Below are 20,942 nucleotides of genomic sequence, written 5' to 3'. Positions count from 1 at the left end.
AAAGGGGAGAGCGAATATCCTTAATTAAATTGGTTTTCAGTTTATCTTAGATAAGAAGTAAAATTTATTAAGATTGTTGTTTTACATTGTGAAAGATTTCTAAGGCTAGAAGGACAAAGCTTAAATAGAATGTAGACAGACGATGCAAATTGTAAAGTACAAGAAATTCAAAAATCAATGAAAGCATTGCTTCATATTTTTGGTCCTCTCGTTTTTGAATGGGGATACGTTCCTTATGTAAAACAGAACGCCATTTTGTTGCGCATTTATGTGCTTTTTGCAAAAAACATTTCTCAACGCACTCAAGGCTCTTTTACGACAGTGCCCATGAATATAACGTAAAAAACATTATGCCACACTATCTTGACGCTTGCACAAGTACATGCAGGCAATATCATACCATTTGCCAGCCCCAGTGTTATAACAGCTCTTATATTGGAGAGTGTTCAGAGAAAGCACTTTTACTTCTCTCTTTAATTGTTTTTACCTACACAGGAACCATGTTTATAAACATGCAAGAAAATCATTTTCATTGATTTAATGTAAAAAGATTTAAGATAAGAGAAACTGATTGTTTTTGAAGTTGTTATTCAATATGAATGACAATCTGTCAGCATGATAAAGCGATATCTTATAACACATATTCATGATAGCATTACATAACGATGGTTTTATTTTTAGCTTCGTATTCTTAAATCGCAGGATAAAACATCATCCATATACCACCGCATATTAAACCAGCGAAAACCGCAAAACCAATAAACGAATTCGATTTGAACAGCTTGAGACATTGTGAACTGTCATTTATATCAATGACTTTAATTTGAACAAACATGTGGACACTTGCCATAAAAATCCCCAAAAAGCTAATAAGAGGGACTTCTGCCAAATAAAATGCCAAGCTGGTAAGCACCACAAAACCACTATATAAAAAGACCAAAGCACGCTTGGTGCCTTCACCAAAGAGCAGTGCCGTAGAACATACCCCAACTGTAGCATCATCCTCTTTATCTTGATGTGCGTAAATTGTATCGTATCCTATTGTCCATAAGATGGATCCCATATAAAGTAAAATTGGTGACCAACTCAGACTCCCATACACAACTGCCCACCCCATTAATGCCCCCCAATTAAATGCAATACCTAAAAAAAACTGGGGCCAATATGTTACGCGTTTCATAAAAGGGTAAAGTGCAACTGCTACCAATGACGAAATCCCTAGAAAAAAACTGTATCTATTAAATTGTGATAGAATGCCTAAACCAACCAAACATTGCACCAATATAAAAAGCTTTGCTTGAAAACGACTCACATGCCCTGTTGGTAATGGACGAGAACGTGTTCTCTCTACCTGAGAATCAATTTGATGATCGATAAGATCATTCCAAGTACACCCTGCCCCCCGCATCGCTACAGAACCTAAAAAGAACAGAAAGAGATACCAACACCAATGAAAGAACATTGATATAAAAGGTAATTGGTGCATTTTATAAGAGAGAAAAGCCATCGTTGTTGACCAAAAACAAGGCCACATCAGTAACTGCCACCCGATAGGACGGTCCCAACGTGCTAATTGAGCATAAAACCATATCGAAGCAGGCAGAAAACGATAGACCCACTGTTTGGAAGATGCATCCATCACTCGTCCCTGATTCTCGCAGGATTGAATATGTGCAATATTTTTACTTTTTTTCATTAAATAATCTTACCTTTAGTCTTGCGATAGAGGCATTTCATTCTTATGACAAGAATCAATTTAATTATCTTCTATGATAGGAGCAAATGATGAACATCCTTCTTATCGGCTCGGGCGGACGCGAACATGCTTTGGCGTGGAAAATAGCAGCATCGCCACTGCTAACGAAATTATATTGTGCTCCTGGAAATCCTGCAACAATGGAACATGGTGAAAATATTGATTTAAACATTGATGACCATTCTCTCGTCATTGACTTTTGTAAAACGCATTCTATTGATCTTGTCGTTGTTGGACCAGAAGCACCACTCGTTGCAGGTATAACAGATGCCCTTAATAAGGCTGGTATCTGTGTATTTGGACCTACTCAAAAAGCTGCCCAGTTGGAAGGTTCAAAAGCTTTTACGAAAGATCTATGCCGTAAAAATAACATTCCTACAGCCTCCTATCAATGCTTTGATGATTCTGCAAAAGCCAAAGCCTATATTCAGCAACAAGGTATTCCCATTGTTGTTAAAGATGATGGTTTAGCGGCCGGTAAAGGTGTTGTCGTTGCAATAACTATGGAAGAAGCATTTAATGCTGTTGATGCCTGCTTTAAAAGTACCTCCTGCAATGTGGCAAAAAAAGTTGTTGTAGAGTCTTTTCTTGAAGGTGAAGAAGCAAGCTTCTTTTGTCTTTGTGATGGTAAAATTGCCCTGCCTTTTGGATCAGCTCAGGATCATAAACGTGTGGGGGATGGTGATACTGGAGCAAATACCGGTGGCATGGGGGCTTATTCACCAGCTCCTATCATGACCGAAAAAATAATTGATCGTACTCTCAAAGAGATTGTTGAACCGGTTCTACATAGTATGAATGCAATGGGATCTCCCTTTAGAGGTATTCTTTTTGTCGGATTGATGATAACACAAAAAGGACCTGAACTTATTGAATTTAATGTGCGATTTGGCGATCCTGAATGTCAGGTTTTAATGATGCGTCTTGAAGATGACATTCTGCCAATTCTTTTTGCTGCTGCTCAGGGAAATCTTGAACAAAAGCCCCTGCAATGGTCTCAAAAAACTGCCTTGACTGTCGTTATGGCTGCAAAAGGTTATCCAGAATCTCCCCAAAAAGGTACTGTTATCCGTAATCTTGATAAGGTAAAGGCTCTTTCTGATGTGAAAGTTTTTCAAGCTGGCACTCTATTGAGCAATGGAGAACTCATTGCCAATGGTGGACGCGTTTTAAATATAACAGCAATGGGCAAAACCGTCATACATGCGCAAAAGCGCGCCTATGAAGCTGTCGATTGTATTGATTGGCCCGAAGGTTTTGTCCGCCGCGATATTGGTTGGAGAGCCATTGCGCAAAAAAGCTGAATTCCTTGAACTTTCCTTAACTATAGCTTTTTCATAAACATGAACATTATCATAAACTTGAGAGCTTCCTAGCACACATGCTTTATCATAAACCTCAGCATTGCCATAAATCAATGCGTTCTCATAGACTTGTGCATTTCCATAAATCTCAGCTCTAATATGCACGCTAGCATTGCCATAAACCCTTGCATTTTCATAAGTTTTAGCAGATCCAGTAATCTTTGCATTATCAGAAACATAAGCATTATCGAAAACCCGCGCATCGCCATAAACTATGGCATCGCCACCGACCCAGCAATTGCCATTATGAGCTAAATTTGCAACCTTATGTATAAAGCCGCCAAGGTTCCCCGCCTTTACATTGGCAAAATCCCTTAAAGCACGAATGCGATAAAGAGTATAATCACCGACCTCTATTGTTTCACCTGTAAATTCGTATTTTTTTGTAGGCTCTTGTTTATTAACAAGGGCGGTTTTATTTGAAATAGAAGAAATAACGGGGGTTTTTTGCTATATTTGTCATAACTAAATCCTTACGGGTTAATATTGTTTTCAATTGACAGCCTATAAAGGCGCCTGGTGCTAGCAACACACTGATTTATATAGATAATTCACTGTTCTGCATGTTGAATTAAAGACCCGAATATAGTAAGGTTTTTTCATTCTAAACCCTCTCAGATTGAATCAATTAATATCACTTGCTTGCACGTCAAAAGCGGGGCTGGTGTGTTAGTAAAAATTGTATAAGAAAGGACTAAAAATGGCTCTTATGAACCGTCTTAATACAAGGGCTGTCGCAACATTGGGAGCTGGCAAATATAATGATGGTGCCGGCTTGTTACTCCATAAGCGTAAAGATGGAGGTGCTCAATGGCTTTATCGTTATACCATTCACGGGCGCCGTCGTGAAATGGGTTTGGGTGCCTTAAGACATGTCTCTTTAAAACAAGCCCGTGAATTAGCAAACCAATGGCGTTCTGTTTTACGTGAGGGTCGTGACCCCATTAAAGAACGCAACAAACAAAAGCGTGAAGCAGTAAGCAATCTTCATTATTTAAAAGATATTGCACTAGATGCTTTTGAAAGTCGTAAAGCTGAATTAAAAGGGGATGGTAAAAATGGAAACTGGTTTTCGCCTTTACGCCTTTATATTCTACCAAAATTAGGCTGTTTACCGGTTTCAGAGATTACGCAAATAGAGATACGCAATATTCTTACCCCCATTTGGCATACAAAAGCTGGAGTTGCTTATAGAGCTCTCAAGCGTCTCAATATGTGTCTCAAACATGCGGCTGCATTAGGTTTGGATGTTGATTTACAGGCAGTAGAAAAAGCACGTGCTCTTTTACGTCAACAACTCCATAAAACACAAAATATAACAGCCATGGATTGGAAAGATATTATTTTTGCCTTTAAAATAATAAAAATATCTAACGCGAAAACCTTCTGTCAACATATGTTGTCCAGCAAAACTCTTATTGATAATCAAAAGCAAAACACAGCAGAATAAACAGCTATGGCAGCATAATCCTAAAACATGAAAGCATATAAGATCTACTGTAGGGTAACTCGATTCGCGATAACCAAACGCAAACCTAACGGATTGCTATAACGAAGTGAGAAACGCTTTTGCTTAGAATGCAGAGTTTTATAAAAGAACCGGCGTAAATCGAAACGATCTTTGACAACAATAACACGATTATCTTCATTGATCATAAGCATAGGAAGATCATAAGTATCTGCCCATAAGCGCCAGTCTAAAAGAACATTATTCAAATCTCTAGAAACTAAAAGGGGGATGCAAACTTCCTCATCTCTATGCAGCAATTCTAATGCAACGGCTCTTTCTCCTGAATGCGTTTTTACAGTACGTGCTACAATTCCTTTGAAATGATAAGAGGGCATTAAATGCGATAAGCTTGAAGGGGTCTCTGTTTTAAAGAAAACACCACGTTCACTTAACGAACAAAGTATTTTATTGCCCGTTTTTGATGAAAAATAGGTTGTTGTTTGTGGCAAATGGCACGGATCCAACCGAAATTCAAGCACCGCTTTTGCCTGATTAAAGCATTGATTAGCCATATATAGTGTCCCAATTTATTTTAATAATACTACACCCTTTAACAGCTTTTTCTCATTGGATTATTAAAAGATTGAATAAAAAACAACTGGTTTCTTTTTTGGTTATTGAAATCTAAACAAAAACACATGATACAATTTATCTCTCTTGCATTATAAGACTTTTCCAGGATTCATAATCCCTAAAGGATCGAGCTCTTTCTTAATCGCTTGCATAATATCCAATGCGACAGGCGATTTGAAGGCACGAAGTTCCTCACGCTTAAGTTGACCAATTCCATGCTCAGCAGAAAACGCACCTTGATAGTGCATCACTAAACTATGAATACTATGGTTCATTTGTGACCATAACTGCAAAAATACTGCAGGATCAGCTTCAACGGGTTGGGTAATATTATAGTGCAAATTTCCATCGCCCATGTGACCAAAACAAACTATCCGCGCACCTGGAACAATTTCTTCAACAATATTTTCTACATCGGAGATAAAATCAGGAATGGACGCAATAGGTACTGCAATATCGTGCTTAATGGATGCTCCTACTAATTTCTGTGCAGGTGATATACTTTCACGCAATTGCCAAAAAAAATCTTGCTGCTTTAACGATTGTGCAACAACAGCATCTTCTATCACAGCATCCTTTAAAGACTCTTCCAAAATAACACTAAGCACTGAAAAGGCTTCATTTTCCCCCTGTAATGATGAAACATTAATCAATACATACCATTCATGCTCCTGTTCAAGAGGAGACCTATCACACATCTTATAGTCTAAAGCCATTTGTAAGCTCAGTTTTCCCATGAGCTCAAAACCTGTCAACATCTCTCCTCCATAACATTGTGCAAGAGATAAAAGCTCTAGAGCCTTAGCTGGACTACATAAACCAACTAAAGCAACTGCTTTTCCTTTAGGTTTTGGAAACAATTTTAAGACCGCTGCTGTTATAACTCCTAAAGTGCCTTCTGCTCCAATAAAAAGGTTTTTCAAATCATAACCGCTATTGTCTTTCTTAACAAAACGTAAATCATTTAAAATACGACCATCAGGCAAAACGACTTCCAAACCAAGACAAAGTTCACGCATATTTCCATAAGCTAAGACAGCTGTTCCTCCAGCGTTAGATGAAAGATTTCCCCCTATCTGGCAGGAACCTTCTGAAGCCAAAGAAAGAGGAAAAAAACGACCTGCTTCATCTGCTTTTTTCTGTAAGTCTTGTAAAATAACTCCAGCCTCCACCACAGCAAAATTACCTTCAAGATTTATACATCTTATCTTATTAAGTCGTTCCATAGATAAAAGAACGCTGTTCCCACTTTCATCTGGTTGTTGACCACCTACCAGCCCCGTATTTCCCCCCTGCGGTACAATCGGTGTGCGCGATTGGCTAGCGAGTTGCATAATTGACGACACTTCTGCAGGAGAAGATGGTCGTAAAAGCAATGATGTTTTCCCATGAAATCGTCCGCGTTCTTCAAGCAAATAGGGTGCAATCAATGCCTGATCTGTTATAGCATTCCCAACTCCAACAAGTTTTGTAAATTTTTCAATTAACTCCTTCTCCATCTTCAATCCTCTCTTGGAGCCGCTGCACGTATAAGACGATCATTAATAGCCTCACCTAATCCATATGTTGGAATAGGTCCTACTGCAATAGATCTCACCTTTAATGAATCCAATTCTCTCAAATATTGAAATAAATGAGAGGCGGCCTCTTCCAGCTGTCCACTCTCACTCAGATTTAAAACAGAAATAGCATTTTCAGCCCCCATAATGCGTTGTCTACCAAATGCTAAAAGGGCCTCACCATTTTCAACCTTATCTACATTCAAACGAATCGCAGCATTTGGTGCATAATGCGATTTTAACATACCTGGTGCTTCAATCGTAACCCGCTGATCTATCCGTTTTAAAGATCTTCCAGCAACTTCTTCAATCTTTTGCACCACAAGCCCTCCAGCACGCAAAAGGTAAATATCTTCATTACAAACCTTAATAATTGTTGATTCAATCCCTATTGTGCAAACTCCTCCGTCAAGTATCAAAGGAACAGATCTCCCTAAAGATGCAAAAACAGCTTCAGCCGAAGTAGGACTAAGACGCCCTGACTGATTGGCACTAGGAGCAGCAAGAGGTCGACCAAAATATTCCACAATTTCTGCAAAACGACTATTGGGAAAACGAACAGCCAGTGTATTCAGACCAGAAGTGGTTAAAGGGTGGATATTATGCTGTACCTTTAAAGGAAGAACAAATGTTAAAGGTCCTGGCCAAAATACCTCCATTAATCGACGCGAAAGAAAATCAATTTCAACGTAGCGCTGCGCCATATCAATGCTACTGACATGAGCAATAAGAGGATTAAATTGTGGACGCCTCTTTGTCGAAAAAATAGAAGCTACTGCCCTCCCATTGGTTGCATCACCAGCCAATCCGTAGACCGTTTCTGTTGGTAGAGCGACTAACTTCCCCTGTTCAAGAAGTGCAACGGCTTGCTTTATCGAAGCGCTATTGAGAGGCAGAATTGTCATAAAACATCATTCCTATAGCGCCATTTGAGAGGAGCAAAACTATAACGATGTAATCCCACAATTGGCCCATATTTATCAAGAGCAACACGATGTGCTCGCGTTGCATATCCTACATGCTTCTCTAAACCATAGCCTTTATAAATTTGCCCTGCATATTCCATCATCCGATCCCGCGTTACTTTAGCAATAATAGATGCTGCTGCGATTGAAACCGAACGTTGATCACCTTTAATCAAAGCAGTTGCTGGGCATGGTAATTCAGAAGGAATATCACGTCCATCAATGAGTGCATAGTGAACTGGAACTGCTAATCCTGTAAGACAGCGACGCATTGCTTCTAAAGTTGCTTTTCTAATATTAGACTGATCAATCGTATGGGCGCAAAGACTCGTAATTGAAATTGCTAATGCATTTTGTAAAATTTCATTATAGAATTTCTCGCGTTGTAGAAAAGACAGCTTCTTTGAATCATTTAACCCATCAGGAATATGATCTTTATCCAAAATGACTGCCGCGGTTACTACAGGCCCAGCAAGAGGCCCACGTCCTACTTCATCAATACCTGCTATATGAAAAAAACCTTGGCTTTGCAAATCTAATTCATATGAAAAATTCGGCTGAAGTGGTAGATTAGACATCTTTTATAAATCACAAATACAAAGAAATACACCATTTCACAGCCTGCTTTTTTCTGCAAGCATAGAAATAAAAGAGCTTAAATATAGAGTCTTCGCACCACTCTCTGATTCCTCCACTAAACATTATCTTAGCATGTGCCCCTCTGATCTAGAAACCAAAAATACTTATTCTAGTATCTAATCTCTCCATTGCACATAACAAAAATCTTTCTCTCTTAAATCTTTCCTAAAGTCATAATCGGTTGCACAAACCAACTTGGATGCATTGATTTAATAAAAAGAGCTGCCTTTTGTGCTGCTTGTTGATTCTTAAAAATACCAAAACAAGTTGCTCCCGTTCCAGACATGCGAGAAAAAAGAGAGCCACACCCATCTAATATGGATAACACTTCCTTTAATTGAGGCGCAACTTTCAAAGCAGGAGCAAAAAGATCATTGCGCGTTTCTTGTAACGCCTCAACCAATGCATCAACTGTCTTCAGAGCTTCTGGATCAATCTTTAGAGGCGAATGGTTGTGCTTTTCTACAGCTTTAAAAACAGCTTCCGTTGCAATCTGTTGTCCATGATTTACTAACACCATTGCAAGAGAACAAGCTTCCTTTATTCGTGTAATATCTTGGCCAATTCCTTTGACAAAAAGCGGCTGCTGATATTCCAATGCCAAAAGACACATTGGTACATCGGCACCAAGAATGACGCTCATTTCTGCTAATTTTTCACAAGAATCATCAAGATTCCACTGTTGATGCAATATACTCACAACAGCCGCTGCATCACCAGAGCCACCACCAATACCTGAAGCAATAGGCAATGTTTTAACAAGTTTAAAAAAAGCTGGTTTAGCATTTTCAGGAAAGGTCTTGCGCATAAAATCACGTGCGCGGATAACCAAATTATCTGAATCAGCAATAAGCCCTTTTGCAAATGGACCTGTTAGAATAAAGTGATCATTTTTACACGAAGCATAGCTTAAACAATCACCACTGAGACTAAAATAGACCAAACTTTCTATTAAATGATAACCATCAGCGCGCTGTCCAACAACATGCAAAGCCAAATTCAGCTTAATGGGGGTGAATCTATAAGAATAACCTTTGAATGAAGTTCGTACATCCGAGATCATCTGACGTAATATTCACCTGTGTAGGGATCCTTTACCAACCTACCCCGTTTTTTTGTACTCGGTTTAGCTTCTTCTACCCCTCCTCCCCAGAACATCTTCTGCAACCGTTTTCTTATTAAATAATAAATATGAAAAGCTGCTATACACAATAAACTGAATGCAATCATTCGCACCATTTCAAGTTCGTTCTTTCTTACAAGTATTTTTAGGTAAAATTACTAGCTCTCCCGCGTAGCTCTTAAATTGTCGCCCTCATCACAAACCATAACGTTGCCACAGTGCACGCTCTTGTGCGGTTATAAATACACTGTCAACTGCTGTAGAAACCACATGAGCCGTAACTCCTGCAGGCGTTTTAGGTCCTAAAAGACTTTTTGGAGGCGTAATTAATCGAAGTTTTGTATCATCCCCAAAACGTTCTTTAATAACAGAACGTACATCATTCAATCCATCAACAAGGCCAAGTTCAATGCCTTTCTTCCCACTCCAAAACATTCCTGTAAAAATATCCGGATCATTTGATAGCTTCGCTGCACGCCGTTCTTTAACCAAATCAATAAAAGTCTGATGAACTTCAAGTTGTAGAGATTTCAAATGCTCAATATCTGCCTTCTTTTCAGGCTGAAATGGATCTAAGGTAACCTTGTTTTTTCCTGCCGTGTAAACACGCCGCTCAACACCAATTTTCTTCAAAAGCTCAGGAAAACCAAAGGAAGCTGACACAACTCCTATAGAGCCAACAATCGAAGAAGGATCAGCAAAAATCTCATCCCCCGCACAAGCAATCATATAACCACCCGATGCAGCTACATCTTCAATAAATACAAGAACCTGTTTCTTTTTTTCCTCTGCCAAATCACGGATGCGTTTAAAAATAAGACGCGATTGCACCGGCGAACCACCAGGAGAATTAAGAATAAGTGCAACAGCCGGTGCCTTTTTGTATGCAAAAGCTTTGTCTAAAAGACTCGCACACCTCCCCAAGGAAAGCGTACGTGACATTAGTGTCGTTGAATCCATAATCGCCCCATGAAGGCGCACCACAGGGATTTCAAGTTTACTAGAATAAAAACGATGCGGAATAAGATTTTTGATAACTTCCATCAAAATAAAACTTCCTTATAAGCTAGGAGAAAAGATAAACTAATAAAAAGGGAACAACATAACTAAACACAAAATTGCCTAAACAAAGCCAAAATATAGTATCACATCCCACTTCACTCAAAATCTAAATCTCCTTTAGAGGGTTAAAGATCTAAGTTTGAATTTAAATAATAACTTGAAAAATACAAGATATCATTTTAAAAGTTCCCACAAACTTATACATCCATTATTGATTGCGTCAATCCGCGGTGAAAAAGCATGGCTACTGCCCTCATGCATAATCAATGCCGGTAATATAGACAAGGCCGCTCTACTTCCTCGTTTTGCATAAAATAAAATACGAATTGCTGCCGTTGTTGCACGTGCATGAACGGGAATGATACAGATACCACCAAAACGCCCTTTAAAAGCGTAGAGAATATCATTTAATGATTGCGGACGTGCAATTAATCCTAAATATCCACCTGGCTTAACAATTGCGGCTGCACTTCGTAGCCAATGATCAAACATGGCTTCAGGCATAACATGTGCCTCAGACTTTTGTTTATCCGGTGTTTTGCGATCGGCTGGATTGTTAAAAGGTGGATTCATAATCGCAAAATCAAAAGAATTATCCACCAATCCTACTTCTAAACGATTCTTCCCTTTCAAAGTAACATCTGCTTCTAACAAACAAATTCGCTCAGCTAATTTTTCATTCTGTTTGAGCTGAAGCGTTTTTTGTGCGTAAGATACCATAAAAACTGAGCGTTCAACCAATGTAACATAAACTTGTGGGCAACGCGCAGCAACCGCCAAACCTGCTGCACCAGTACCCGCTCCTAAATCAACAACCTTGCCCTTTAAATTACTGGGAACCAAACTGGCTAACAACATAGCATCCATTCCAGAGCGATGACCATAGGTGCGTGGTTGAACCAAATAAAACTTCCCGCGATGAAAACTGTCTATTGTTTCATCAGTCTGATTCGTTGTTTTATCCATTTATGATAAGCCTAATTTTATTATAAACTGTCTTTATTTCTTATTCAGTACTGCTCAAACAAAGCTATTTCAAACTTTTACTCTTGAAATTTTATCACAGCAACATTCCATAAATTTAAAAACATTTCTTGCAAATATCATCCAAAGCTTGTGTCAAAACAAAACCCCCTTTATGTTAGGGACAAAATAGAAATTACATAAGTCCATTGCAATACTCTGGGAGTAAACATATTGCGCGTAGCTACAAAACTAGATCAAACAAAAAACAATCAAATATCCCTCCAATCCCTCATTAATCTTACCAAAAATGATATGGAGCGCGTCAACCAATTGATCCTCTCTATGGCAAAATCAGAGGTTGAAATGATCCCTGAAATTTCTAACCATCTTATTTCATCAGGTGGAAAACGCTTACGTCCAATGATCACACTAGCTTCCGCTCATCTGTTTGGTTATCAAAATGAAGGGCATATAAGGCTTGCAACAGCCGTTGAATTTATGCATACAGCAACCTTATTACACGATGATGTGATTGATGAGAGTGAGTTACGACGAGGAAAATCTACTGCACGAATGATTTGGGGAAATCAAGCAAGCGTACTTGTTGGTGATTTTCTGTTGGGACAAGCTTTTAAAATGATGGTTGATGTTGGTTCTATAGAAGCGCTCTCTGTTCTTGCAAATGCTGCGGCAATTATTGCTGAGGGAGAGGTGATGCAGCTTTCTGTTGCAAAAAACATTGAAACCAGCGCTTCAGACTATCTCAAAGTTATCAATGCAAAAACGGCAGCACTTTTTTCAGCTGCCGCTGAAGTCGGACCAATTATTGCGGACTATGGAGATAAAGAGCGTTCTGCATTGCGTGAATATGGAACATTGCTAGGACTAGCTTTTCAATTGATTGATGACGCACTTGATTATGGTGGTTCTGCTCAAAATTTGGGAAAAAATATAGGGGATGATTTTAGAGAAGGAAAAATCACAATGCCTGTTATTCTCGCATATGCACGTAGTGATACGGTAGAAAAAGCATTCTGGAAACAAGCTCTTGAAGACGGTCATAACAATAATGAAGCCTTTGCATATGCACGGCACTTAATAGAAAAATATGATAGCCTCACAGATACCATAGAACAAGCTCGCCTTTATGGAAAGCGTGCAATTGACGCTCTTGCCCACCTCAACAAAAATCTTGCCTACAATGCTCTTATTGAGACTGTTGATTTTTGTATTGCACGCATAAACTGATACTTGGCAGGAAACACAATATTTTTCAACAAAGTAATCGGACATGATCTATAAACTATACAATCGATTGATTATCTTGAAAAGGATTAGCCCTATGTGCAATGCAACGGTATCCCGCTTTTTGACATTCTTTATCGTGGGTATCATGCTGATGCCATCAGCAACCTCTAGCAAAATAAACACCACTATAAATCCAACATCATTTACGGGTGCCTATTTAGCTGGAAGAGTGGCAAATCATGAAAATAAAATAGATCTTGCCATTCATTATTTTGAACAAGCACTCTCTTACAAACCTGATAACATTGAAACACAAAAAGAACTCCTTGAAGCTATGCTTTCTGTGGGAAACTTTAAAGAAGCTGTTCAGCAAGCAAAAAAACTTAAAGAACAAAATGTTATAACTCCTTTTGTGTCCTTGACATTGTCGATAGAAAGCCTCATCAAAAGAGATTACAAGAATGCTCAACTTCTTTTGCAATTAAAAGGACCTCCTGCACGTCATAATAATCCAATACCTGAACTCATCGGTGCATGGATCACATTCGGTTCTGGACAAAAAGCTCAAGCAATTGCTGATCTTGAAAAGATCAAAGGACCTGCTTGGTATAGCCTTTTTATACATTATCATCTTGCACTTATGAACGACCTTGCAGAGCAAACACAAGAAGCAAAAAAACATTTCATACAGGCGCTCAATAACAAACAAGGGAATCTTATAGCTCCTAATACCTATGAGCGTATTATTATAGCCTACGCCTCATTCCAATTGCGCCATAACATGCGCAATCAGGCTCTTCAAACTATGAAGCATGGCGAACAAATGTTGTCAGGCCGAGAGGTTCTTAAAAATATCCTGAAAAAAATTGAAAAAGGTGCTTCCTTAGAAAGATTAATTAAGACACCTCAACAGGGAGCTGGTGAGGTGTTATACAACTTTGGAACAGCACTCAATTATAAAAACTCAGGACAAATTGCACGTATTTTCAAACAATTATCTTTTGCCCTTTATCCTCAAAGTGATGCAACGCTGTTCCAACTCGCGCTTATTTCTGCTAAATTAGATAATCCTGATCAAGCCATTAAACTTTATCGCGCTTTACCACCTAAGTCGCCTTATTATAAAGATGGACAGCTTCAGCTGGCATTTCTTCTTGCCAATCACAATAATTACAATGAAGCTATCAAATTACTTAACGCATTAAATAAAAAATTTCCCAATGACCGCGCTATGTTGATAACGCTGGCTGCCTTTTATATGCAAGATCATAAATTTGTAGAAGCTACAAAAGTCCTAGATCGTGCTATTGCGCAGATAAAAAATTTTCAACGAGATGATTGGAAACTCTTTTATCAACGTGGTATTGCTTTCGAACGTCTAGATCAATGGTCAAAAGCTGAAAGCGACCTGCGAAAAGCTCTTGAATTTGTTCCCAATCAACCGCAAGTTCTTAATTATCTAGGCTATTCACTTGTTGATCGTGATCAAAAACTTGAGGAATCGCTCAACATGCTCCAGAAAGCTTCTGCATTACAGCCGCAAAACAGTTATATCCTCGACTCTCTAGGATGGGCCTATTACAAGCTTAAACAATATAACAAAGCTGTGCAGATATTAGAAAATGCTGTTAAATTGCAACCTGAAGATCCAACATTAAATGATCATTTAGGCGATGCCTATTGGCAAGTCGGACGCAAACATGAAGCAATCTTTCAATGGAATCATGCCATTGATAATGAAGCAAAAGACTCCAAAAAAATCGAAAAAAAATTGAAATTTGGCTTGCAATAAACAACGATGCTTGACCACAAGCACATGAAATAATAGACAGTGATAGAGGCTGAAACTCCTTTGGTTGCTGTCTGTTGGTTAAATATTAAAAAGAGTATAACGTATTAAAGAGTATAAAGTGTGAAACTGCCTGAACATCTTAATCCCAAACGTTCTTTTCAGGGACTTATCTTAACTTTGCAAAATTATTGGGCTCATTATGGGTGTGCAATTTTGCAACCTTATGATATGGAGGTTGGAGCTGGAACTTTTCATCCCTCCACCACACTGCGCTCTCTGGGACCACGCCCTTGGAAAGTGGCTTACGTCCAACCTTCTCGACGCCCAACAGATGGGCGATATGGTAAAAATCCAAATCGCTTACAGCACTATTATCAATTTCAAGTCCTTCTCAAACCCTCGCCCTTCAATTTACAAGAGCTTTATATTAAATCGCTACAAGCGATTGGTCTTGATACAAAACTTCATGATATCCGTTTTGTTGAAGACGATTGGGAAAGTCCAACGCTTGGAGCTTGGGGACTGGGATGGGAGTGTTGGTGTGATGGAATGGAAATTTCTCAATTTACTTATTTTCAACAGGTTTGTGGCATTGAATGTGCTCCAGTTTCAGGAGAACTCACCTATGGGCTTGAACGTCTAGCAATGTATATCCAAGGTGTTAATAACGTCTATGATCTCAACTTTAATGGTTTAGAGGGAAAAGACAAAATAACTTATAGAGATATTTTTTTACAAGCAGAACAAGAATATTCATACTATAATTTTGAATTTGCTGATACTAGTCTTCTCCATCAACATTTTATTGACGCAGAACGCGAGTGCATTGCACTTCTTGAGGCGGGAAAACCAAATCATGAAAATGGCATGCACTTGTGTGTTTTACCGGCTTATGATCAATGTATTAAAGCTAGCCATATCTTTAATCTTTTACAGGCACGGGGTGTTATTTCTGTAACTGAGCGACAGAGTTATATATTGCGCGTTCGCGATCTCGCACGCCGCTGTGGAGAAGCCTTCTTACACACAGAGGCAGGACAAATACATACTAAAGGAGAAGCCTGATGTCTGATCTTCTTCTTGAACTTTTTAGCGAGGAAATCCCAGCACGCATGCAACGAAAAGCTGCCGCTGATCTCAAAAAATGTGTAACAGATCAACTTGTCAATGCAGGTTTAACCTATAAAGCTGCCTGTGAATATTGGACACCTCGTCGATTAACATTAGACATCCGTGGCCTTTCACTGCGTTCAAAAGATGTCCATGAAGAACGTAAAGGTCCCAGTACAAAATCACCACAGCATGTGATTGATGGCTTTCTACGCTCAACAGGTCTAAGGGATATTTCTGAAGCACATATTGCGCATGATAGTAAAAAAGGTGAATTTTATATCGCTAAGATCATAAAAAAAGGCCGGAATGCAGAAGAAATTATCGCTGATATTGTACCGGATATTATTCGCAATTTTCCATGGCCAAAATCTATGCGCTGGGGAAAAGATTCAGAACAAAGTGGAGCACTGAAATGGATTCGCTCTTTACAAAATATTCTCTGCATCTTTGGACCAGAAATTGGTGAAACGCATGTCGTTCCCTTTACTATTGGTTCCCTTAAAAGCAATAATCTGACCTATGGTCACCGTTTTTTAAGTGACGGAAAACCAATCCAAGTTCGCCGCTTTGAGGATTATATTACCAAACTTGAAGCCCATAAAGTTATCCTTGATGCGGAAAAGCGAAAGAATATTATTTTGGCAGATGCCCAAAATCTTTGCTTTGCAAATGGCTTAGAGCTGGTTCAAGATAGTGCCCTCTTAGAAGAAGTCGCAGGACTCGTTGAGTGGCCTGTGGTGCTTATGGGAAATTTTGATAAATCTTTCCTTGATATTCCTCCAGAAATTATTCGCTTAACCATTCGAGCCAATCAAAAATGTTTTGTAACAAGAAAACAAGGTGAAAAAGTTAAGCTTTCTCCTTATTTTATTCTTGTTTCTAATATCCTTGCAAGTGACGAGGGCAAGGAAATCTCTAAGGGGAATAGCAGAGTTGTCTGTGCTCGTCTTTCGGATGCACTCTATTTTTGGCAAACAGACCAGCATGATCTGCCTGATATCAAAAACTTAGAATCTTCTATAAAAAAATTTGATCTTGATTTTAAAAAGCCTCTCGATCAAAGAATGGCACGACTTGATCATTTAAATGTAATTTTCCATGCAAAATTAGGTACGCAAGGTGCAAGAATAGAACGCATCGCTGCACTCGCACAAAAAATTGCTCCTTTGGTGCAAGCTGATCCTTTGTTAGCAAAACGTGCAGCAGTACTTGCAAAAGCTGATTTGCAAACAGAAGTTGTCGGAGAATTTCCTGAATTGCAAGGACTCATGGGAAGAAAATATGCTCTTCTTCAGGGAGAAGATCCTCGCGTAGCTGAAGCAATTGAAGACCACTATAAACCTCTTGGCCCAACAGATCGCATTCCGCAAGAGCCTCTTGCTATAACAATTGCGCTAGCTGATAAAATTGACATGCTTGTCGGTTTTTGGCTGATTAATGAAAAACCAACCGGCTCAAAAGATCCCTATGCATTAAGACGAGCAGCATTGGGAATTATTAGGCTTGTGCTTTTGCGTGACTGGAAAATTAATCTTATGCCATTGTTTCATTTGGCAGCAAATCTTTTTTTACAACAAAAAAAAGAATATGAGACATCGCAAAGAGAAAATACACAATCGCCAAATCGCTTTCTGGAAAAAGTAGAATATATTTTATCAGATCTATTAGTTTTTTTCCATGAACGTTTAAAAATTTATCTCAAAGAGGAAGGTGCACGTTATGATGCTATTGAAGCAGTCTTAAGTAAAAATGCTGATGATTTTTTGCTCGTTGCACGTCACGTCGAAGCACTCATCGTTTTTATCAATACAAGTGATGGAAGTAATTTTTTAGCCGCCGTGAAACGTACCGTAAATATTCTTGAGAACGAATTTCAAAAAGATACAGCAACAATAATAAATGAAATTAATCCTGAGCTCTTTATTGAGATAGAAGAAATACAACTCTATCAAGCAATTATTGAGATAGAAGATAAGATTTGTAACGACATCCGTGCAACAAACTTATCAAATGCACTCAATATCCTAACCCCACTGGGAAAATTGATCGATAGATTTTTCGAAAAAGTATTGGTAAATGATAAAGATCCTAATATTCGTACTAATCGTCTTGCTCTTCTTAGACGTATTCATACCAGTACAGAAGCAATAGCGGATTTTTCAAAACTTGTAATTTAAAATTTAAACATCTTCTCAACTGAAAAAATATTAAAAAAGAAGAGAATTCTATTTGAGTATTTTGAGCACTAAATATAGAAAATATCATTATAAAACTTGAGAGAAATTTCATTCATTGTAAAATTTATAATTGTAAATAATACTTCTGACTTTTTCCCTGCTTTAAATAACCAAGGATTCTACCAGTGCCTCTCTGTAAACAGTTCAACTTTTCTTGGCAAACTTCACTTATCTGATCATTCTATGCGGTTTACTTATAAGTTCTGCAAGACACTCTACACACTGAATACTCATCTCCATATCTCATCTGTAAAATTTTATACACCTTATATGATGGTGTTTGATAGTATAATAGCTCGTGAAAAATTTAGTACATCCTCAGAAAATAGCGCATGAATTGATAATGATAATTTACCGTTTTAGATATCTAAAAGAAAATATAAAATAAGTAAAAATATCTCTCTTCGAACTCTCTTCATGGTAAAAAATATCTTTTTATCTCTTATAAGAGAAATAAATATATGGATAAAAACTCTTTGAGAAAAAAGCCTATAGGCTTTTCAGGAAATATCTTAATACAAGAGCTGTTGCAACATTTTGAGCTTATCAATAAAATGACGAGGAAATCTTCATGTTTTCATAAAGATAAAAATAGCCATATCTTATGGTTCTTGCGTTATCATCTTTATGAACGGCATTCCAAGATAAGCCTGAAAGCTGTAGAGATATACCTCAATGAAGTATATCAATTAATATCATGAGATAAATTCGAAAGACGTAAAAACTCAATTCTTCAAAAGAAACTGTACTGTGAAGGATTAATTTTCTAAAAAGCCTAAGCTATTAATTAAGATATGTTTTTATTTTAGTAAGGGATTCTTCACAAAGAGCCTCTTCAATAAGCTCATTCTCTTTGCTAGAAGTCAACTCTTTGGCAATAAGCGTACGAGCAACAGAAACTGCTAAATCAATAGCAGATGAAGAAACCATCCTTACCGCATCAGCTTCTGCTTGAGCAATTTTTTGCTCTGCCAATTTATTGCGATTCTTTACATACTCTTCTGCTTTTGCACGCGCCTCAGCAACCACAGCTGCAACTTCATGCTTAGCTGCTGCAATAATCTCTTGCGCATCCTTTTCCGCTTCCGCATGTTTACGCTGATATTCAGACAGCAATTCTTGTGCCTCTTCACGAAGGCGCAGAGCTTCATCAAGTTCATCTTTGATACGTTTTGCTCGTGCATCAAGATGCTGCACCGCCATCTGTGGAATTTTGAAATAGACCAAAAGAGCCAAAAAAAGAACTAATCCAACAAAAGCCCAAAAAGTATCAGTCATTTTTGTATCCTTTAGTAATCCGCAGCTTTAACAGTTGAATGAATAATCTCTTTGTTAACATCAACATTAATCAATTTTTTTACAATTTCAGAAGCTACTTCTTCAGCAATTGAGCCAACATTTTGCATAGCTTTATCTCGTATTTTTACTATCTTTCTCTCAGCATCTGCTAGCTTTTTCTCTAAACTTGCTTCAATTTCCTTGCGTTCAAGTTCAGCCTTTTCCTTTATCTCCTCACTAGCAGCCTGTGCTATAACATATGCTTGTGAACGTGCTTCTGCTAATTTGCGTTCGTAAGTTTCAACCACGGTGTCTGCTTCTTGCTTCATACGCATTGCCTGATCCAAATCAGATGCGATTCGATCTCGACGTGTTTCAATAACGCCGCCAATACGCGGTACAATCACACGAGAGATGAAGAGATAAAAAAAACCAAAAGAAATCGCTAACCAAAAAAGATGTGAAGCAAAATGCACAAAATCAAAAGGCGGAAATACACGATCTACATGCCCTGCTGCATTCTTGATATGCTCTATCGATGCTTCAGTGGTCTGTGCATAAGCGCTGGAAACAAACATCCTTTTTTATCCTCCAAATAACTTAATGAAAAGTCCTTGATACTGACAGCAATTCACTCACATCCTTTGGCTCAAAAGCAAAAGGGCATGTCTGCCTGTTACAAGACAACAGACATACCCTTACTTAAAAATTGATTAAACCGCAAAAAGAAGCAACAAAGCAATGAGCAATGAAAAAATACCCAAAGCCTCTGTTACAGCAAAACCAAAAACGAGACGGCCAAATTGGCTATCGGCAGCAGATGGATTGCGTAACGCACCAGAAAGATAGCTCCCAAAGATATTTCCTAAACCCAAAGCCGTACCCGCCATACCAAAGCAAGCAAGACCAGCACCAATATATTTTGCTGCAAGCACCAATTCCATATTATTCTCCTTTAAAGCGAAATTGTACCATTCGACGGAAAACCGCCAGTTTTATTAATGTCCTGGATGAACTGCATCATTAAGATACATGCAAGTTAAAACCGTAAAGACATAAGCTTGAAGAAATGCAACTAAAAATTCAAGAGCAGTAATCGCTACGGTCATAATAAGCGGTAAAATTGAACCACCAATGCCTACGATTCCTACCCCAACCATTGAAACGACAAAACCTGAAAATACTTTGAGGGTAATATGACCAGCAAGCATATTAGCAAAAAGACGAAGTGAAAGACTGATGGGACGAGAGAGAAAAGAAATAACCTCAATCATCGTCACAAGAGGTAAAATCATAACAGGGACACCACTGGGAACAAATAGCTTCAAAAAACCAATACCATGTTTATAAAAACCATAACCTATCACCGTCAAAATAACCAACATCGCCAATGCAAACGTGATCATAATCTGAGAAGTAACCGTATAAAAATAAGGGAAAAGACCAATAAAATTAGCAACCAAAATAAAACTAAACAAGGAGAAAACCAAAGGAAAAAACTGCATTCCCTGCACTCCAGATGATTCTCGCAAAGTTGACGCTACAAACTCATACGCCATTTCTGAAAGAGACTGCATCCGTGTTGGAACTAATCCACGACTTGATGATGACATGAAAAGAAAAACTGACGTTACAACAACTGTCGCCACTATAAAAAGTGATACATTTGTAAATGAAAAATCCATATTTCCTATGGAAATCTTAATCAGTCGTGAAACCTCAAACTGATGAATAGGATCTGGAGCGTGCGATGTCAC

General features: G+C 38.3%; 17 protein-coding genes and 1 pseudogene. 6 read left to right on the top strand and 12 right to left on the bottom strand.

Annotated elements, in window-relative coordinates:
• Positions 1–691: 691 nt before the first annotated feature.
• Positions 692–1,696, bottom strand: coding sequence for a 4-hydroxybenzoate octaprenyltransferase (ubiA, locus tag PVV69_RS03885; protein ID WP_273756524.1), 1,005 nt, complete (start codon positions 1,694–1,696; stop codon positions 692–694).
• An 89-nt stretch (positions 1,697–1,785) separates the two neighbouring features.
• Here ubiA and purD point away from each other — a divergent pair, with 89 nt between their 5' ends.
• Both purD and PVV69_RS03875 read left to right on the top strand, forming a co-directional pair.
• On the top strand, positions 1,786–3,060 hold the full coding sequence (gene purD, locus PVV69_RS03880; RefSeq protein WP_273756559.1) for a phosphoribosylamine--glycine ligase: 1,275 nt from the start codon (positions 1,786–1,788) through the stop codon (positions 3,058–3,060).
• Positions 3,061–3,820: 760 nt separating this feature from the next.
• Positions 3,821–4,483: pseudogene (locus PVV69_RS03875) on the top strand (tyrosine-type recombinase/integrase); the annotation flags it as partial.
• 131 nt (positions 4,484–4,614) lie between these two features.
• Here the strand turns inward: PVV69_RS03875 and PVV69_RS03870 are convergent.
• The 7 genes from PVV69_RS03870 to PVV69_RS03840 all read right to left on the bottom strand — a co-directional run bounded on the left by PVV69_RS03870 (position 4,615) and on the right by PVV69_RS03840 (position 11,517).
• Complete coding sequence (locus PVV69_RS03870; protein WP_273756523.1) at positions 4,615–5,142, bottom strand: DUF6101 family protein; 528 nt, start codon at positions 5,140–5,142, stop codon at positions 4,615–4,617.
• A gap of 150 nt (positions 5,143–5,292) precedes the next feature.
• A complete protein-coding gene (locus PVV69_RS03865) occupies positions 5,293–6,702 on the bottom strand; it encodes an FAD-binding oxidoreductase (protein WP_273756522.1) in 1,410 nt (469 codons plus the stop codon).
• A gap of 2 nt (positions 6,703–6,704) precedes the next feature.
• On the bottom strand, positions 6,705–7,667 hold the full coding sequence (locus PVV69_RS03860; RefSeq protein WP_273756521.1) for an L-threonylcarbamoyladenylate synthase: 963 nt from the start codon (positions 7,665–7,667) through the stop codon (positions 6,705–6,707).
• Positions 7,664–8,305 carry a ribonuclease HII gene (locus PVV69_RS03855; protein ID WP_273720769.1) on the bottom strand — a complete coding sequence of 214 codons (642 nt, stop codon included), beginning with the start codon at positions 8,303–8,305 and terminating at the stop codon, positions 7,664–7,666. The genes PVV69_RS03860 and PVV69_RS03855 overlap by 4 nt, the downstream gene beginning before the upstream one ends.
• Before the next feature lie 215 nt (positions 8,306–8,520).
• Positions 8,521–9,429, bottom strand: a complete 909-nt coding sequence (locus PVV69_RS03850; protein WP_273756520.1) for a 4-(cytidine 5'-diphospho)-2-C-methyl-D-erythritol kinase — start codon at positions 9,427–9,429, stop codon at positions 8,521–8,523.
• 255 nt (positions 9,430–9,684) lie between these two features.
• Positions 9,685–10,533 (bottom strand): S49 family peptidase, encoded by an 849-nt coding sequence (locus PVV69_RS03845; RefSeq protein WP_273720794.1) that lies wholly within the window; start codon positions 10,531–10,533, stop codon positions 9,685–9,687.
• 192 nt (positions 10,534–10,725) lie between these two features.
• Complete coding sequence (locus tag PVV69_RS03840) at positions 10,726–11,517, bottom strand: tRNA1(Val) (adenine(37)-N6)-methyltransferase (RefSeq protein ID WP_273756519.1); 792 nt, start codon at positions 11,515–11,517, stop codon at positions 10,726–10,728.
• Between the two features lie 231 nt (positions 11,518–11,748).
• Here PVV69_RS03840 and PVV69_RS03835 point away from each other — a divergent pair, with 231 nt between their 5' ends.
• The 4 genes from PVV69_RS03835 (at position 11,749) to glyS (ending at position 17,847) form a co-directional block, all read left to right on the top strand.
• Complete coding sequence (locus PVV69_RS03835; RefSeq protein WP_273756518.1) at positions 11,749–12,765, top strand: polyprenyl synthetase family protein; 1,017 nt, start codon at positions 11,749–11,751, stop codon at positions 12,763–12,765.
• Between the two features lie 94 nt (positions 12,766–12,859).
• The gene (locus PVV69_RS03830; RefSeq protein WP_273756517.1) at positions 12,860–14,557 is read left to right on the top strand and encodes a tetratricopeptide repeat protein; all 1,698 of its coding nucleotides are present in this window, start codon (positions 12,860–12,862) and stop codon (positions 14,555–14,557) included.
• 120 nt (positions 14,558–14,677) lie between these two features.
• Entirely contained in the window at positions 14,678–15,622 is a 945-nt protein-coding gene (locus PVV69_RS03825; RefSeq protein ID WP_273756516.1) for a glycine--tRNA ligase subunit alpha, read from the top strand.
• Entirely contained in the window at positions 15,622–17,847 is a 2,226-nt protein-coding gene (glyS, locus tag PVV69_RS03820) for a glycine--tRNA ligase subunit beta (RefSeq protein WP_273756515.1), read from the top strand. The genes PVV69_RS03825 and glyS overlap by 1 nt, the downstream gene beginning before the upstream one ends.
• A gap of 843 nt (positions 17,848–18,690) precedes the next feature.
• On the opposite strand, the gene PVV69_RS03815 is transcribed toward glyS, so the two are convergent.
• From PVV69_RS03815 to PVV69_RS03800, 4 genes are all read right to left on the bottom strand, one after another.
• Positions 18,691–19,185 (bottom strand): F0F1 ATP synthase subunit B, encoded by a 495-nt coding sequence (locus PVV69_RS03815; RefSeq protein ID WP_273756514.1) that lies wholly within the window; start codon positions 19,183–19,185, stop codon positions 18,691–18,693.
• A gap of 11 nt (positions 19,186–19,196) precedes the next feature.
• Complete coding sequence (locus tag PVV69_RS03810; RefSeq protein WP_273756513.1) at positions 19,197–19,763, bottom strand: F0F1 ATP synthase subunit B; 567 nt, start codon at positions 19,761–19,763, stop codon at positions 19,197–19,199.
• Positions 19,764–19,898: 135 nt separating this feature from the next.
• Positions 19,899–20,129, bottom strand: coding sequence for a F0F1 ATP synthase subunit C (locus PVV69_RS03805; protein WP_006589457.1), 231 nt, complete (start codon positions 20,127–20,129; stop codon positions 19,899–19,901).
• A gap of 54 nt (positions 20,130–20,183) precedes the next feature.
• Positions 20,184–20,942, bottom strand: coding sequence for a F0F1 ATP synthase subunit A (locus PVV69_RS03800; protein ID WP_273756558.1), 759 nt, complete (start codon positions 20,940–20,942; stop codon positions 20,184–20,186).

Source organism: Bartonella sp. MM73XJBT, from assembly GCF_028618465.1.
Classification (GTDB): domain Bacteria; phylum Pseudomonadota; class Alphaproteobacteria; order Rhizobiales; family Rhizobiaceae; genus Bartonella.
This window is presented reverse-complemented; position numbering and strand designations above follow the sequence as displayed.

Coding starts and splice junctions, on each gene's coding strand:
- ubiA (WP_273756524.1), bottom strand. CDS start 1,696: ATGAAAAAAAGTAAAAATATTGCACATATTCAATCCTGCGAGAATCAG.
- purD (WP_273756559.1), top strand. CDS start 1,786: ATGAACATCCTTCTTATCGGCTCGGGCGGACGCGAACATGCTTTGGCG.
- PVV69_RS03870 (WP_273756523.1), bottom strand. CDS start 5,142: ATGGCTAATCAATGCTTTAATCAGGCAAAAGCGGTGCTTGAATTTCGG.
- PVV69_RS03865 (WP_273756522.1), bottom strand. CDS start 6,702: ATGGAGAAGGAGTTAATTGAAAAATTTACAAAACTTGTTGGAGTTGGG.
- PVV69_RS03860 (WP_273756521.1), bottom strand. CDS start 7,667: ATGACAATTCTGCCTCTCAATAGCGCTTCGATAAAGCAAGCCGTTGCA.
- PVV69_RS03855 (WP_273720769.1), bottom strand. CDS start 8,305: ATGTCTAATCTACCACTTCAGCCGAATTTTTCATATGAATTAGATTTG.
- PVV69_RS03850 (WP_273756520.1), bottom strand. CDS start 9,429: ATGATCTCGGATGTACGAACTTCATTCAAAGGTTATTCTTATAGATTC.
- PVV69_RS03845 (WP_273720794.1), bottom strand. CDS start 10,533: ATGGAAGTTATCAAAAATCTTATTCCGCATCGTTTTTATTCTAGTAAA.
- PVV69_RS03840 (WP_273756519.1), bottom strand. CDS start 11,517: ATGGATAAAACAACGAATCAGACTGATGAAACAATAGACAGTTTTCAT.
- PVV69_RS03830 (WP_273756517.1), top strand. CDS start 12,860: ATGTGCAATGCAACGGTATCCCGCTTTTTGACATTCTTTATCGTGGGT.
- glyS (WP_273756515.1), top strand. CDS start 15,622: ATGTCTGATCTTCTTCTTGAACTTTTTAGCGAGGAAATCCCAGCACGC.
- PVV69_RS03815 (WP_273756514.1), bottom strand. CDS start 19,185: ATGACTGATACTTTTTGGGCTTTTGTTGGATTAGTTCTTTTTTTGGCT.
- PVV69_RS03810 (WP_273756513.1), bottom strand. CDS start 19,763: ATGTTTGTTTCCAGCGCTTATGCACAGACCACTGAAGCATCGATAGAG.
- PVV69_RS03805 (WP_006589457.1), bottom strand. CDS start 20,129: ATGGAATTGGTGCTTGCAGCAAAATATATTGGTGCTGGTCTTGCTTGC.